The 15,527-nt window shown below is 60.4% G+C and carries 14 protein-coding genes; 7 read left to right on the top strand and 7 right to left on the bottom strand.

Features of this window, described 5'->3' with window-relative positions; translation table 11 throughout:
- Nucleotides 1-113: 113 nt before the first annotated feature.
- The 7 genes from AC1DNW_RS35050 to AC1DNW_RS35020 form a co-directional block, all read right to left on the bottom strand.
- Nucleotides 114-1,733, bottom strand: a complete 1,620-nt coding sequence (locus tag AC1DNW_RS35050; protein WP_477855724.1) for an ABC transporter substrate-binding protein — start codon at nt 1,731-1,733, stop codon at nt 114-116.
- Between the two features lie 25 nt (nt 1,734-1,758).
- Nucleotides 1,759-2,679: an ABC transporter permease gene (locus tag AC1DNW_RS35045; protein ID WP_477855723.1), complete on the bottom strand. Its 921-nt coding sequence runs from the start codon at nt 2,677-2,679 to the stop codon at nt 1,759-1,761.
- Nucleotides 2,679-3,527, bottom strand: a complete 849-nt coding sequence (locus AC1DNW_RS35040; RefSeq protein ID WP_477855722.1) for an ABC transporter permease — start codon at nt 3,525-3,527, stop codon at nt 2,679-2,681. The genes AC1DNW_RS35045 and AC1DNW_RS35040 overlap by 1 nt, the downstream gene beginning before the upstream one ends.
- On the bottom strand, nt 3,527-4,108 hold the full coding sequence (locus AC1DNW_RS35035) for an ANTAR domain-containing protein (protein ID WP_113307476.1): 582 nt from the start codon (nt 4,106-4,108) through the stop codon (nt 3,527-3,529). Before AC1DNW_RS35035 ends, AC1DNW_RS35040 begins: the two co-directional genes overlap by 1 nt.
- Nucleotides 4,105-5,238, bottom strand: a complete 1,134-nt coding sequence (locus AC1DNW_RS35030; protein ID WP_477855721.1) for a transporter substrate-binding protein — start codon at nt 5,236-5,238, stop codon at nt 4,105-4,107. The genes AC1DNW_RS35035 and AC1DNW_RS35030 overlap by 4 nt, the downstream gene beginning before the upstream one ends.
- A gap of 213 nt (nt 5,239-5,451) precedes the next feature.
- Nucleotides 5,452-5,631 (bottom strand): hypothetical protein, encoded by a 180-nt coding sequence (locus AC1DNW_RS35025; RefSeq protein WP_477855720.1) that lies wholly within the window; start codon nt 5,629-5,631, stop codon nt 5,452-5,454.
- Nucleotides 5,632-5,927: 296 nt separating this feature from the next.
- Nucleotides 5,928-6,626, bottom strand: coding sequence for a GntR family transcriptional regulator (locus AC1DNW_RS35020; RefSeq protein ID WP_113296632.1), 699 nt, complete (start codon nt 6,624-6,626; stop codon nt 5,928-5,930).
- 178 nt (nt 6,627-6,804) lie between these two features.
- Between AC1DNW_RS35020 and AC1DNW_RS35015 the strand changes: the two genes are divergently transcribed.
- From AC1DNW_RS35015 to AC1DNW_RS34985, 7 genes are all read left to right on the top strand, one after another.
- A complete protein-coding gene (locus AC1DNW_RS35015) occupies nt 6,805-8,742 on the top strand; it encodes an ABC transporter substrate-binding protein (protein WP_113507121.1) in 1,938 nt (645 codons plus the stop codon).
- 75 nt (nt 8,743-8,817) lie between these two features.
- The gene (locus AC1DNW_RS35010) at nt 8,818-9,804 is read left to right on the top strand and encodes an ABC transporter permease (RefSeq protein WP_477855719.1); all 987 of its coding nucleotides are present in this window, start codon (nt 8,818-8,820) and stop codon (nt 9,802-9,804) included.
- Nucleotides 9,801-10,955 (top strand): ABC transporter permease, encoded by a 1,155-nt coding sequence (locus AC1DNW_RS35005; RefSeq protein WP_113296629.1) that lies wholly within the window; start codon nt 9,801-9,803, stop codon nt 10,953-10,955. The genes AC1DNW_RS35010 and AC1DNW_RS35005 overlap by 4 nt, the downstream gene beginning before the upstream one ends.
- On the top strand, nt 10,952-12,652 hold the full coding sequence (locus tag AC1DNW_RS35000; RefSeq protein WP_477855718.1) for an ABC transporter ATP-binding protein: 1,701 nt from the start codon (nt 10,952-10,954) through the stop codon (nt 12,650-12,652). The genes AC1DNW_RS35005 and AC1DNW_RS35000 overlap by 4 nt, the downstream gene beginning before the upstream one ends.
- 3 nt (nt 12,653-12,655) lie before the next feature.
- Nucleotides 12,656-13,864: a D-mannonate dehydratase ManD gene (gene manD / locus AC1DNW_RS34995; protein ID WP_477855717.1), complete on the top strand. Its 1,209-nt coding sequence runs from the start codon at nt 12,656-12,658 to the stop codon at nt 13,862-13,864.
- 12 nt (nt 13,865-13,876) lie between these two features.
- Nucleotides 13,877-15,031, top strand: coding sequence for a mandelate racemase/muconate lactonizing enzyme family protein (locus AC1DNW_RS34990; RefSeq protein ID WP_477855716.1), 1,155 nt, complete (start codon nt 13,877-13,879; stop codon nt 15,029-15,031).
- A gap of 165 nt (nt 15,032-15,196) precedes the next feature.
- The coding region (locus tag AC1DNW_RS34985; RefSeq protein WP_477855715.1) for an MsnO8 family LLM class oxidoreductase at nt 15,197-15,527 on the top strand (331 nt) is incomplete at its 3' end.

Raw genomic sequence — 15,527 nt, 5'->3', positions numbered from 1 at the left:
AAATTATGCTGGGCGCGGTGAATGGTATGGCTGCAGGCAATGCACATAAGGTGTCTCCCTCGATTTTATAGAGCCTTCCCGGCCGAACCGGGAAGGCATTGTTTATTCGGGGTCTATTGCTTCACGTAGATCGCGTCGTAGTTGATGACTCGGGTCGGGTCGATGTAGATGTTGTCGGCACCGCCCATGCGCAGCGACTTGGCAACGACACGGCGCTCGTTGATGACGGGGACCCACGGCGCATCGGCCATGATGTCGGTGAAGATCTTGCCCCAGGCGGCAGTGCGCTCGGCGGACTTGGACGGATCGGACATCGAGTCGGCTGCAACCGCGCGCTTGTCGAGATCGGCATTGCAGTACCAGGACCAGTTCCAGCCGCCCTGAACAGCACCCGCGCAACCGAGGATCGGGCCGTAGAAGTTGGACGGATCCGGGAAGTCGGCAATCCAGGCCATGCCACCAGACCAGATCATCGGCGCTTCGCCCTCCGTACCGCCTGCGGCGATCACGTTTGCCTGCGCGAGGGCGCGGACCTCAGCCTTGACGCCGATAGCTGCGAGATCCTGCTGGATGGCCTGGGCGATACGCGGTTGCGGATCGGTGTTGGTCGAGTAGAGCACTGTTTCGAAGCCATCCGGGAGGCCGGCTTCGGCAAGCAGCGCCTTGGCCTTGGCGACATCATAGGTATAGCCGGGGAAAGACTTGTCATAGCCAGGCATCAGCGGTGGCAACGGCTGGTTGGCAGGCGTGGCGCGACCGTTCAGGATGCGGGTGACGCGCTCCTTGTTAATGGCCATGTTAACGGCCTGGCGCACCTTCACATTGTCGAAAGGCTTCACCTTGGTGTTCAGCGTGACGTAGCCGGTGTGAAGCTGCTCGCCGTCGACGATCATCTGCGGGCCGTCGGCGGAGTTCTTGATTTCGAGGAACTTGGCCGGCGGAATGCCGTCACCGGCGATATCCACTTCGCCCTTCTGCAGGCGCAGTAGTGCCACCAACKGCTCCTGTCCGACTTCAACCTTGAAGCTGTCGATATGCGGCATGTCCTTGACGAAATAGTCCTTGTTGCGCTCAAAAACGAGCTGCTGGCCGATCGTCCAGTCCTTCAGGATGAAGGTGCCGGAACCGACCGGTTTCTTGCCGAAGTCGCCGCCAGCGCCTTCGACTGCCTCCTTCGGCACGACTGAGGCAAAGTTGATGGCCAGCACATGCAGGAAGGTCGCGTCGGGGCGCGAAAGATGGAAGACGACGGTGTCTTTGTCAGGCGTTTCGATGCCAGAGAGCGTCTCGGTCTTACCGCCCGTCTCGTCGTCAAAGCCCTGGATCGCTCCGAAGAAGCCTGCACCCGGACCCTGCGTCTTGGGGTTGACCGCGCGCTCGATAGAGTATTTGACGTCGGCGGCGACGATTTCGCGACCATTTGTGAATTTCACGCCCTTGCGTAGCTTGAACGTATAGGTGAGGCCATCAGGCGAAACGCTAAAGCTCTCGGCGAGTGACGGAACGAGGTTTGGCGTGCCCGGCTCGTAATCCATCAGTCGGGAATAGAGGCTCTTGATCATCGACCAGTTGACCCAGTCGTAACCGATGGCGGGGTCAAGCGTGGTAATGTCGTCCTTGTAGGTCACGACGATATCGCCGCCCTGTTTTGGTGTTTCCTGCGCCTTTGCGGCGAAGGGAGCGATCGCCACCATCGTTGCCGTGGTTGTGTGTCGAAGCCAGCGTTTGAACATTTGGGTTCCCCTTCTTTGGTTGCTGTCAACGTGTGCGGATGCGTGGATCAATGAGCGGTGTCACCAGATCGGCGAGCAGATTGCCGATGACGATGGCGAGTGCTGATGTCAGCGTGACGCCCATAATAATCGGTATGTCGACCTGCTGGATGGCCTGCCAGGCGAGCTGGCCGATGCCCGGCCAACCATAGACCGCCTCGACGACGACCACGCCGCCCATGAACTGGCCGATATCGATACCGATCATGGCGATGATCGGCAGGATGGCGTTCGGCAGGGCATGGCGAAAGATGACGCGGCGCGAGGAAAGCCCCTTGGCGCGGGCCGTGCGAACATAATCCTGATTGAGAACGTCTATCATCGCCGATCGAACCATGCGTGCATACCAGCCGGCCCCGAGGACGCCGAGGGTGGAAGCCGGCAGCACGACATGGGCAAAGGTGCCGTAGCCACTCATTGGCAGCCAGCCAAGCGTTACCGCAAACACATAAAGCAGCAGCAGGGCGACGACGAATTGCGGCGCGGAAACACCGACGAAGGAAGCGGTCATGACAAGTCGATCKACAAATCCGCCGCGGCGCACGGCAGCGATCGTACCGAGTGTCAGCCCGAGCACCACCTCCACCAGGATGCCGGCCAGCATGAGGACGAGTGTTGCCGGCAGGCGGGCGGCGATCAGCGTCCAGACCTCGGTCTTCTGTGCATAGGATCGACCGAGATTGCCGTGCAGCAGATTACTCAGATAGGTGCTGAACTGGATGAGCAGCGGCTGGTCGAGGCCGAGTTCGTGGCGGATACTGGCGACCGTCTGCGTCGTGGCGCTTCGACCGGCAATCATGCGCGCCGGGTCGGCCGGCAACGCATAAAGCAGAACGAAGGTGATGGCGGMAACGCCGAGAAGAATGAGGGCGGCCTGCACCAGCCGGCGAAGGATGAGGAAGAACATCAGCCTCTCCCGCGCTGGGTGGGATCGAGAATGTCGCGCAGTGCATCCCCGACGAGATTGAAGGAGAGGGCGGTCAGCAGGATGACGGCGCCGGGGAAGAAGACCAGCCAGGGGGCAGCCTGGAAGTAGCTCTGGCTTTCGAAGATGATGTTGCCCCAGGAGGGCTGCGGCGGCTGCACGCCGATACCGAGGAAGGAAAGCGTCGCTTCGAGCAGTACCGTCGTTGCGATGCCGAGTGTTCCCCAGACGATCGCCGTCGGTACCAGATGCGGCAGGATATGCAGGAAGAGGATACGCACGTGGCCGGCACCAAGCGAGCGCTCGGCCATGATGAAATCACGCTCCACCAGGCCGCGCGTCTCCGTATAGACGATGCGGGCGACCTGCACCCAGTTGACGAGGGCAATCACCATGGCGACGATCCAGAGGCTCGGCCGCAGCAGCGCAGCGAGCACGATTGCCAGCAGCAAGGCCGGGAAAGCCATCATCAGGTCGGTGAAACGCATCAGGATATTGCCGACGATGCCGCGCATGTAGCCGGCAAGAATGCCGATGAACAGGCCGATCGCCACAGCGATGCCGTTGGCGACAAGGCCGATAACGAGAGAAGTGCGGGCGCCAAAGAGCATGCGGGAGAAGAGGTCGCGGCCGAGCGTATCCGTGCCGAGCAGATATGGACCGCCGGGCGCCAGCGGAGCGCCTTCCAGCGACAGGCCGTCGAACATCTGCTCATCGGGATTGAAGGGAGCGATCCAGGGTGCGGCAATCGCAAACGCGATCACGATGAGGACGACGATAAGGCCGAAGAGAGCAGTCGGGTGGCGCAGCATGGCTTTGATCACACGCATCAACCGGCCTCCGGCAGGGGTTCTATGCCGCCGAGAATGAAGGCGGCGATCTGTTCCGTCGGCAGGCGGCGGCGCATGGCGCAGTTGCGCAGGATCGAATAGGCGCGTTCCTCATCGACCCCATGCGCCTGCATCAGCTTTTCGACAGCGGCATGGACGAGCGGGCGCATGCGTACGCGCTCTTCGAGATATTGGAGCCGCTCCGCAACATTCTTGCGCTCCTGATGAATTGAGACGGCCATGACGAGGGCTGGATAGACGGCGGAGGCGGCGATCGGCTTGGCGATGATTGCACCGGCGCCCTGGCCGAGTGCCCAGGCTATGCGACCGGGTGCTTCCGAGCCGAGCAGAGCAACGACCGGGCATGTCGGCATCGCGCCAGCCCACGGCAGGAGATCGTCAAAGCCCTGATCGGCATCGACGATAACCATATCTGGCACGCTTGCGGCCGAAAGCGGCGCCCATTGCAGGGTTGCGGACAGGCCGAGCAGACGGAGCTGGCGGATCAGCCTTTCGGTGTTGCCGTCCTCGCGGTGAAGGACGACGGCATGCCAGCCGGTGAAATTGGGCGTTTCCTTCATGACACTACCCGCAGTTTCGGCGAAGCCGATTTGTTGCGGCCGGTCAGATAGGGATCGGCGGCAAGCGGCGGACGGGAGGCGATCACATCGAAACCGTTGTGGATATTGATGCGGCCGAGATGGAAGGGCAGCGCGGCGTGGTTCGTCTCGCGGTTGATGGAAAGCGCGCCGAAGGGTGTTGCCCAACTTCTGTCGTACAGTTCCTGGCGCACGGCCGCCGGCTCGTCGCCGCCGGCAGCCACGATCGCATCGACACAAAGACGCACGGCAGTATAGGCACTGGCAAAGACGCTGGAGATGCGGCGAGGCTCGCCGTAATGGGCAATGATCCGCTGCTTGAAATCGCCATTTTCGGAAGTAGCGACACTGTCGAAATAGGAGGCGGCGCAGAGCTGGCCGATGGCCGCACCCGGCGCAATATCGTCCAGCTCACATTCCATCAGGTCGCAGCTGACGACAGGGCAATTCTCGGGCCGGAAGGCGGGGTCGCGATCGGCAAGCCGGCGGATCGCCTCGTGGAAGGCATAGCTCGACGGGCCGATAAGATTGTTGAGGATGAAGCTCGGGCAGCGCTGCTCGATATCTGCGACGATGCGCTCGACCGCGGTTTCCTCGAGCGGCAGGTAACGCTCGCCCAGAACCTCGCCGCCGGCATTGGTGGTGAGTTCGCGGGCGAGCCGGTTCATCTCCCAGCCCCAGACATAGTTGGCGCCGACAAGATAGGGCCGGTTGCCGTAACGTGGGATCAAATGTTCGAAGAGCGGCAGCAGATGCTGGTTCGGGCAGCCGCCGACATAGATGACGTTTTCGTTCGCCTCGAACCCCTCGTAAGGGCACATGTACCAGAGAAGCCCGTCATGTTTTTCGATAAGCGGAATGACCTCCTTGCGGGCGGCCGAGGTAATGGTGCCGACAATATGGCGGCAGCCGGCACGCAGCAGATGGCGCGCGCCTTCGAGATAGGCGGCAAGATCGGCCTGCGGGTCGAAGAAGACCGGTTCGACCGGCCGGCCGCTTGTTGCCGCAAATTCGGCGATCGCGAATTCCGCGCCGTCACGTGCGTCGCGGCCCATCGAGCCGTAAGGGCCGGTGGTGGAGTAAAGAATGCCGATTTTCAACGCATCATTCATCTGTAAGCCAAAAACCCAAAAACCCCATGAAGGCGTCCCATCCGCTATGGGGCCATCATGGGGCGAAACTGCCCAGCGACTATCGAAGTCAAGTAAGAGTGCGGAGATGCTCTCTGCCTAATCCGCGAGCGTGAATAAAATACAGGCACTCCGGCTTTGTCAAGCGCGCTTCAGGTGATTTATGCGATGTGCGGCAAGATCGTCAGCCGCACACTACACGCCCCGTAAATCAGCCTTTGTATTAGCCAGATGCGGCTTGGCGTGGCGGGAGACGCGCATGCGCTCGATGATATGATGGCCGGACCCGCCGACTTGTTTGGCGATGGCCTGGGCCGCGCCCTCCGCAGTCTGCGCCTTGATGCAGGCGATCAGCTCGCGATGTTCTTCGAGCACGTTCGATTGCCGGCTGAGAGACGTCGGAAAGCGTCGGCTGATTGCCCACAGGATCTGGCGATGGCGTATCCAGAGATCGACGGCATGGCAGTATGGTGCTTGTCAGACATCAGGCGGTGGAATCGCATTTCCAACTGCGAACGGGCCAGCTCCTCGACGCCCGCCTTGGTGACGATATCGACGAACCAGCACGTCAGGGCAGGCTCGATCAGGGCCTCGATTCACAGATGTCACAAACGAACTCCTCTGTGTGTCGTTTCCCCAAACCGCGCTACATTTTCCGGTGGCATACGGTATCAGGCCTGCCGTTTCCTCAGCCGTAGCCGCTCGATGATACTCCGGCCGGAGCCCTCGACATGCTGGCCGATGACGCGCGCTGCGCCTTCGGCGTCCTGCACCTTGATGCAGGCAATCAACTGCCGGTGTTCCCCGATCACATTGGCCTGACGGCTCAGTGATGTGGGAAAGCCACGACCGATTGCACCCAGGATTTGGCGATGTCGAATCCAAAGATCGACGGCATGCCGATTGTAATGCCGGTCGTACATCAGCCGGTGGAACTGCAGGTCGAGATCAGAGTGTTTTTCCTCGTCAGCGTAGTTCAGCGCCTCGATCTCCGCCTGCACGCGCTCGAGATCGTCAATGTCGCCCGTGGTGGCGATGCCAACGAACCAGCGGGTCAGGGCGGGCTCGATCAAAACCTCGATCTCGCAGATGTCGCGGACGAACTCCTCGTCGATCGGGCGAACCCGGGCCCCGCGGTTCTGCTCCATGATKACGAAGCCTTCGCCGCGCAGCTGCTGCAGCGCCTCGCGGACCGGATTGGTGGAGGTTCCCATGCGGCTTGCCAGCTCGGCGACCTTTAGGCGCTCGTTGGCCTTCAGGCGGCCGTGGATGATGTCGTCGCGCAACCGCTCGTAGATTGAAGCGCCGCTGTCATCGACCAGGTCGTCACCCTCGGATGCCGGCTGTCTCATGCTCGTTATCGTGCTCATGAGTTTGCTTTTAATGCACTTTCCCCGTGTTTGCCAAGAGCAAAATAAATAAATTCATACACTCAGATTGACAAAGAATGTACGATCTGAAAGGTATCGTTCAACACGAGGCCGCAACGGATGTCGTGAACAAGGGACGGAAACCGGCGGTGAGGGCCGGCTATCAGGAGGAGAAAATATGGGTTACCAGCAAACGCTGCGTGGCCTCGTCGTGTCGACGGGGCTGTTAGGTGCTGCCATCCTGGGATCGATGGTCCCGGCTTGGGCGGTCGATTTCAAACAGGCGCCAATGCTCGACGAGCAGGTCAAGGGCGGCAAGCTGCCAGCCGTCGCCGATCGTCTTCCGGAACATCCCTACGTCGAGACCATGGTCGATGGCGTCGGCAAATATGGTGGTACGCTGCGCACCACGATCCTTGCCAACGGCGACCAGTACAATCTGACCCGCACCATCGCCAACGAGCTGCTGGTTCGCTGGGATCCGGCCTGGCAGAAGGTCGTCCCGTCGCTGGCGGAAGAATTCACCGCGTCTGAAGACGCAACCACCTACACTTTCAAGCTGCGCAAGGGCCTGAAGTGGAGCGACGGCCAGCCGTTTACCGCTGACGACATCATGTTCTGGTACGAAGACGTGTTCATGAACAACGCGCTCTCGCCGGCCAAGAACCCGACATTCACCGTCGCCGGCAAGCCGGTGAAAGTGCGCAAGATCGACGACCTGACGGTCGAGTTCAAATTCGATTCGCCTTACGGCCTCTTCCTGCAGCAGCTCGCCTATGGTCAGGGCCATCTGCCGGTCATCTACCCGAAGCATTACCTGCAGCAGTTCCACGAGAAATATAACAAGGACGGCATCCCGGCGCTCCTGAAGGCCAATCCGGCCGCCGGTGATTGGGTGGCGCTCTTCAATTCGAAGGTTTCGTTGACGTTCCAGCCGCCTTTCTGGCAAAACCTCGAATTGCCGACCATGAACCCCTGGGTTCTGACGGTTCCCTATGCCGATAGCGACCGTGTCGTTGCGACTCGCAATCCCTATTACTGGAAGGTCGATCCTGACGGTAACCAGCTTCCCTATATCGATGGCATCACCTGGGCCAAGCTCGACGATCCGCAGTTGATGGCGCTGAAGATGACGTCAGGCGAGTTCGACTTCTCCTTCCGCCATATCAACAACTCGACCTTCAAGTCGGTGCTGTTCGACGGTCAGGAAACCGGCAATTATCGTTTCGTCGATGTCAAGGATCTGCCGGCCAATGATGCCGTCATCCTCTTGAACCTCAACTCGACCGATGATGTGAAGCGCAAGCTCTTCCAGAACAAGGACTTCCGCATCGCGCTCAGCCACGCCATCAACCGTCAGGAGATCATCGATCTCGTCTATGTCGGCCAGGGCGCGCCGGCACAGGTCGCAACGCAGCCGGAGCACGAGCTCTTCAACGAGCGCGAGGCGAGCCAATACACCGAGTTCGATCCGAAGCTCTCGAACGAGATGCTCGACAAGATCATGCCGAAGAAGGATGCAGAAGGTTTCCGCCTCGATGAGAGCGGCAAGCGCTTCACCATCAACTTCATGGTCGCCGACGTCTTCGGTCTTTCCTACCCCGACGTCATGCAGATGGTGCAGAAATATGCCAAGGAAGTCGGCATCGATATTCAGCTGCGCACCACCGACCGTGCCCGCCTGAACACGATGTGGTCTGCCAACGAGCAGGACGCCTATATCTGGAACTGCGTCGGCGGTCTCTCGGAAGTCTATACCGATCCGCGCTGCTACATGCCTTTCCAGAAGGCTGATATCTTCTTCGCGATGCGCTGGAGCGAGTGGTATTCCAACCATGCGACGGGCGAAGAGCCGCCGGAGCAGATCAAGGCGCTGATGGCTGCCTATGACAAGGTCAATGCCGCCGTCACCGATGATGATCGTCGCAACAAGATGAAGGAATTCCTGAATCTCTCGGCCGACAACTTCCTCAACATCGGTATCTCGCGCCCCATGCCGAAATACATGATGGTGTCGAAGAACCTGAAGAATGTCGTCAACGGTATCCCGATCACCGGCAACCTCTGGCACCCGGCTCCGACGCTGACCCAGTGGTATTTCGACAAGGCCAATTAAGGCTCCTCCCAGAGCCGGTGGGGGTATCATGCCTCCGCCGGCCACCCCTTCGATCCTATCGAACGGTCTGAAATCATGCTCCGTTATATTGCCAAGCGGCTTGTGTTCGCGATCCCGACACTATTTGCCGTCTCCATCATCGCCTTCATCATTATCCAGTTGCCGCCGGGGGACTACCTGACGACCCTCATGGCCGACTGGGCAAGCCAGGGTGGCGCCGTGGAAGAGGGAACCGTTGCCGCCATGCGCGAGCGCTACGGTCTCGATCAGCCGATGTATTTCCAGTATTACAAATGGATTGCCGGCATCCTGCTGCATGGCGATTTCGGCATCTCCTTCGAGCTCGGCAAGCCGGTCACGGAGCTCATCTGGGGTCGCCTCGGCTTTTCGCTGCTGCTTTCCTTCCTGACGCTCTGCTTCGTCTGGGCGGTGGCGATCCCGATCGGCATACTCTCTGCGGTTCGCCAATATTCGATCTCCGATTATTCGGCGACCTTCCTTGCCTTCTTCTTTCTCGCCGTGCCCGATTTCCTCATGGCGCTTTCGGCCATGTATTTAATGTCGGCCTATTTCGGCCAAAGCGTGGGCGGCCTGTTCTCGCCCGCCTATGTCGATGCGCCCTGGAGCTTCGGCCGGCTCATCGATTTCGCCCAGCATGTCTGGCTGCCGGTCATCATCATCGGCCTCGGCTCGCTCGCGGCACTGGTGCGCATCATGCGCGCCAACCTGCTCGACGAATTGTCGAAGCCCTATGTGACGACGGCGCGCGCCAAGGGCATGTCCGAATTCGAGCTCTTGATCCGCTATCCGGTGCGCCTGGCGCTCAACCCGCTGATCTCGACGCTTGGCTGGATCCTGCCGGCGGTCATTTCGGGCGAGATTATCGTCTCCGTCGTCATGAGCCTGCCGACCACAGGACCGCTACTGCTGCGCGCCCTGCTGGCTCAGGACATGTATCTCGCCGGCTCGCTCATCCTCTTGATTTCGGTGCTGACGATCATCGGCACGCTGATTTCCGACATCCTGCTCGCCATCACCGACCCGCGGATACGGTTCCAATGACAGATATTACCCATCTCCCGCCGGATGCCGGCCCATCGATCGACCTGCACGGCAAGGATATCGCCGTTGCCGGCCAGTGGCGGCTTTTCTGGCTGAAGTTCAAGAAGCACAAGATTGCCTTGGCGAGCCTTGTCGTCATCGTCTTCATGTATCTGGTTGCGGCCTTTGCGGATTTTATAGCGCCKCTCGATCCGAATGCCACGAATGCGCGCTTCACCTATGCACCGCCGCAGGGCATCTCGCTGCTGGTCGACGGCTCCTTCCGCCCGCACGTCAGCCAGCTCAAGATGACCTTGAACACCGAATCCATGCGGCGCGAGTTCACGGCCGATCCGGCAAAGCCCGTTGATGTCGGCCTTTTTGTCAAGGCGCCGCAACCTTACTACTTGCTCGGCTTCATTCCGATGCAGACCAAGCTCTTCGGCCTGACGAACCCGATGCCGGGCGACAGTCTTTATATCTTCGGCGCCGATCGTCTCGGCCGCGATATCTTCTCGCGTGTTGTGCATGGCGCCAAGATCTCGCTGTCGATCGGTCTTGTCGGCGTCTTCATGAGCCTCGTGCTGGGCGTCACAATCGGCGGCATTTCGGGTTTCTTCGGCGGCTGGGTCGACCTTGGCATCCAGCGCATGATTGAACTGCTGCGCTCCATCCCGACCATTCCGCTGTGGATGGGCCTTGCCGCCGCCATTCCCGTCGGTTGGCCGCCGCTTCGCACCTATTTCGTCATCACCCTCATTGTCTCGCTGATCGGCTGGACGAGCCTTGCACGTGAAGTGCGTGGCAAGTTCCTGTCGCTGCGAAACGAGGATTTTGTCATAGCCGCCCGTCTCGACGGCATGAGCGAAATCGGCATCATCTTCAATCACCTCGTTCCGTCCTTCATGAGCCACATCATCGCGACGCTGACATTGGCGATCCCCTCGATGATCCTTGCAGAAACGGCGCTCTCCTTCCTCGGCATCGGCCTGCAGCCGCCGATTATTTCCTGGGGCGTGCTATTGCAGGAGGCGCAGAACATCCGCGCTGTGGCACAGGCCCCATGGCTGCTGTTCACGCCGGCCGCGGCCATCGTTATCTCGGTGCTTTCCCTCAACTTCCTCGGCGACGGTCTTCGCGATGCCGCAGATCCCTACGAGTCCGTTTCATGACCATGATTGAAGACACGATCCTCAAGGTCGACGACCTCAAGACCTACTTCCCGACCCGCACAGGCATCTTCAAGGCTGTCGACGGTGTTTCCTTCGAGCTGAAGCGCGGCAAGACACTTTGCGTCGTTGGCGAATCCGGCTCCGGCAAGTCGGTAACGGCGCGTTCCATCCTGCAGATCGTCGATCGACCCGGCCGGATCGAGGGCGGCTCGATCGTCCTGACGCGGGCGGATGGCACCTCGACCGATCTTGCCAAGCTCGAGCCGCGCGGCAGGGAAATCCGCAACGTGCGCGGCAAGGAGATCGCTATGATCTTCCAGGAGCCGATGAGTTCGCTCTCTCCGGTCCACCGCATCGGCACGCAGATCGGCGAGGCTTTGCGCATCCATTTCGGCATCCGCGGCGCCCAGCAGCGTGAACGCGTGCTGGAACTGTTGCGGCAGGTGGAAATCCCGCGGCCGGAAACGGCGATCGACCGCTACACGTTCGAATTCTCAGGCGGCATGCGCCAGCGTGTCATGATCGCCATGGCGCTTGCCTGCAATCCCTCCGTGCTAATCGCAGACGAGCCGACGACGGCACTCGACGTGACGACGCAGGCCGAAATCCTCGACCTGATCCGCAAGCTGCAGCAGAGCCACGGCATGGCCGTGCTCTTCATCACCCATGACATGGGCGTCGTCGCCGAGATCGCCGACGAAGTGCTCGTGATGTATCGCGGCAAGGTGATGGAGAAGGGGCCGGTCGAGCAGATCTTCCACGCCCCGCAGGACGATTATACCCGTCGGCTGATCGGCTCGGTCGTCAAGCTGGAGCGTAAGGCGGAAGTGCGCCTGTCACGGCCGCCGATCCCGGCCGAAGCGCCGCCGTTGCTGGAGGTGAAAAACCTTTCGCTGACGTTCCCCTCCGGTCTGAAAGCTGTCGATGATGTGTCTCTGATCGTCCGTCCGGGCGAAACGCTTGGGATCGTCGGCGAATCCGGTTCCGGCAAGACGACGATGGGCCGTTGCATGCTGCGCATCTACGATCCGCAATCGGGCGCCATGGATTACCGCCGCAAGGACGGCAGCACCGTGGAACTGCGTACCACCGACAAGGCGACCCTCAAGGATGTGCGGCGCGATATCCGCATGATCTTCCAGGATCCTGTTGGCTCGCTCAGCCCCCGCAAGACCGTCGGCCAGATTATCGCCGAGCCGCTGAAGCTGGCCGGCATGAAGGGCAGGCCGCTCGATGACCGGGTTGCCGAACTCATGCAGCAGGTCGGCCTCGAACCTGCCTGGCGAGAGCGCTATCCGCACGCCTTTTCCGGTGGTCAGCGCCAGCGTATCGGCATTGCCCGGGCGATTGCCGTCAAGCCTCGCMTGATCATCGCCGACGAGGCGACCTCGGCGCTCGACGTTTCCCTGCGCTCGCAGATGCTGGACCTTATGATGAAGCTGCAGGACGAGCTTGGCCTCTCCTATGTCTTYATCTCGCACGACATGTCGGTCATCCGCTACATGTGTGACCGCGTGGCGGTCATGTATCGCGGCAAGATTGTCGAGGCCGGCGAGACCGATCAGGTCGTTAACAATCCGGCGCATGACTACACACGCGCGCTTCTCTCCGCCATTCCCCATCCCGACCCGCGCGACCGGCGCATTCACAACCGGTTCCGCTACGACCCCACACGCACAGTTTCAGCCAACGGATAAGTCATGAAAATTACCGACGTCAAAATCATTGTCTGCTCGCCGGGTCGCAACTTCGTCACCGTCAAGATCTTCACCGATGAGGGTTTGACTGGCGTCGGCGACGCCACGCTGAACGGCCGCGAAAAGGCCGTCGTCGCCTATCTGCAGGATCATCTGGCGCCGCTTTTGATCGGCCGTGATCCCTCGCGAATCGAGGATATCTGGCAATATTTCTACAAGGGGGCCTACTGGCGCCGCGGCCCAGTGACGATGGCGGCAATCGCAGGCATCGATACGGCCCTTTGGGATATCAAGGCCAAGGCCGCCAATATGCCGCTCTACCAGCTGCTTGGCGGCGCGAGCCGCGAGAAGGTGCTATGCTACACGCATGCCCAGGGCACCGATATTGCCGAAGCCGTCGAGGCTGTCGGCAAGCGTATCGAGCAGGGCTACAAGGCGATCCGCGTACAGGTCGGCATTCCCGGCCTGCCTGACGTTTATGGTACGGGCAAGAAATCCGTCACCAACAATGCAGACGATGATGCTGTGCCGCATGAAGAGGTCTGGTCGACCTCGAAATATCTGCGCCACATCCCCAAACTCTTCGAAGCCGTTCGCGAGGCTCATGGTCCCGATATCGAACTGCTGCACGACACCCATCATCGCCTGACACCGATCGAGGCGGCTCGCCTCGGCAAGGATCTGGAATTTGCCCGTCTCTTCTGGCTCGAAGATACGGTCGCGGCAGAACATCAGGAAGGTTTCCGCCTGATCCGCAAGCACACCACGACACCGCTTGCCGTCGGTGAGGTGTTCAACACGATCTGGGATGCGCGCCTGCTGATCGAAGAGCAGCTGATCGACTATATCCGCACCACGACGGTGCATGCCGGCGGCATCACGGCGCTCCGCCGCATCATGGATTACGCCAGCGTCTACAATGTCCGCACCGCCTGCCACGGCGCGATGGACATGTCGCCGATCTGCCTTGGCGCCAACCTGCATCTCGATCTCTGGGTTCCGAACTTCGGCATCCAGGAATATTCCGGCTACCTGCCCGAAATCCTCGAAGTCTTCCCGAGTGCCTGGAGCCTTGATGATGGCTACCTGCATCCGGGTGAGGCAATCGGCCACGGCGTTGATATCGATGAGAAGCTCGCCGAGAAATATCCGTATCAGCGCGCCTACCTGCCGGTAAACCGTCTGGAAGACGGTACGCTGTGGCATTGGTAGGAGGAGGAAGAGATGAAGATTGCAGCGATCAAGACCTATGCCGTCAAGGTCGGCATCCGCAACCAGCTTCTGGTGAAGATCGAGACGGACGAGGGAATTTTTGGCTGGGGCGAGAGCGGTCTCTCCGGCCGCGAGAAGGCCGTGGTCGGCGCTCTCGAGCATTATGCGGAATTCCTGCGTGGCCGCGATCCGTTCAAGATCGGCGCGCTCTGGCAGGAAATGTATCGCAGCCAGTATTTCGAAGGCGGCCGCGTGCTGCAGGCGGCGATCTCCGCCATCGACATCGCGCTGCATGACATCAAGGGCAAGGCGCTCGGCGTGCCGGTCTATGAATTGCTCGGCGGCAAGCAGCGTGACCGCATCCCGACCTTTGCGACGACCTTCGCCGAGCCGGGACCGGCGATGATCGAGCAGGCGCAGATGCTCGTGGAGCACGGCTGGACGGCCATGCGCCTATCGCCCTCTGGCCACGAGAACAAGGATATCTATGAGCCGCGCGAGCATATCGCAAATACCGCCAGATGGTGCGTGAAGGCCCGCGAGACGCTCGGCGAAGACGTCGTTCTCGGCATCGACTACCACCATCGCCTGACCGTGGCTGAGGCCGCGAGCTTCTGCCAGAAGATGCCGAAGGGCACGCTCGATTTCCTCGAAGAACCGATCCGGGACGAGACACCGGGCGCCTATGAGGCGCTCAGGCGGATGACGGATATTCCCTTCGCCATCGGCGAGGAATTCTCCTCCAAGTGGCAGTTCCTGCCCTTTATCGAGCGCGACATCCATCAGTTCAACCGGCTCGACGTCTGCAATGTCGGCGGCCTGACGGAATCGATGAAGGTCGCAGGCTGGAGCGAGACGCATTATGTCGACATGATGCCGCATAATCCGCTGGGGCCGGTCTGCACCGCCGCGACCATCCACTTTTCTGCGGCGGTCGCCAATTTCTCCTGGCTGGAAACCCGCGCAAGCCCGGCCGAAACCCATCTCGGTTTCGACAATTCCGAGTTCTTCCCGGTCCAGCCACGGCTTGAAGGTGCGTTTTATCCGGTCTCGGACGCTCCCGGCCTCGGCATTGAGGTCAACGAGGAACTGATTGCCAGGCAGAGTTTCGAATATTGGGAAGCGCCGCATCTGAAACGCCGCGACGGCTCGGTCACGAACTGGTAATATGGCGTGCGGACAGGTTTCGGGAGGCATGTCCTGACCTGTCCGCACGCAACGAATTTTCCTGAACTACACGCTTAAAGAGAACACTCTTTCTTATAATTCATATTGTCTATGGTTTTTATAGATTATGCGACGCAACCGCGGAGCTGATCTGGATGAAACCATATGTCTTATCTTCTGAGCCTTCTCGACAAGAGCCCGATTGAACAGGGAAAAACTGCCGCCGACGCCTTGCAGGCGAGCGTGCGCCTCGCGATCCGCGCCGAAGAACTCGGCTATAACAGGTTCTGGGTCGCCGAGCACCACAACATGTCCAATCTGGCGAGCTCTGCGCCGGAAACCTTGATCGCCTATCTCTTGGCGCGGACATCGAAGATCCGCATCGGCTCGGGCGGGGTGATGCTGCAGCATTATAGCGCCTACAAGGTGGCCGAGAGCTTCAATCTTCTCGCCTCGCTGGCGCCTGGTCGCGTCGATCTTGGTGTCGGCAAGGCCC

The organism is Rhizobium sp. 05L429, assembly GCF_056397645.1.
This window is presented reverse-complemented; position numbering and strand designations above follow the sequence as displayed.

Excerpts from the sequence above, each read along its gene's own strand:
- AC1DNW_RS35015 (WP_113507121.1), top strand. The coding sequence starts at position 6,805 with ATGGGTTACCAGCAAACGCTGCGTGGCCTCGTCGTGTCGACGGGGCTG.
- manD (WP_477855717.1), top strand. The coding sequence starts at position 12,656 with ATGAAAATTACCGACGTCAAAATCATTGTCTGCTCGCCGGGTCGCAAC.
- AC1DNW_RS35010 (WP_477855719.1), top strand. The coding sequence starts at position 8,818 with ATGCTCCGTTATATTGCCAAGCGGCTTGTGTTCGCGATCCCGACACTA.
- AC1DNW_RS35035 (WP_113307476.1), bottom strand. The coding sequence starts at position 4,108 with ATGAAGGAAACGCCCAATTTCACCGGCTGGCATGCCGTCGTCCTTCAC.
- AC1DNW_RS34990 (WP_477855716.1), top strand. The coding sequence starts at position 13,877 with ATGAAGATTGCAGCGATCAAGACCTATGCCGTCAAGGTCGGCATCCGC.
- AC1DNW_RS35030 (WP_477855721.1), bottom strand. The coding sequence starts at position 5,238 with ATGAATGATGCGTTGAAAATCGGCATTCTTTACTCCACCACCGGCCCT.
- AC1DNW_RS35040 (WP_477855722.1), bottom strand. The coding sequence starts at position 3,527 with ATGCGTGTGATCAAAGCCATGCTGCGCCACCCGACTGCTCTCTTCGGC.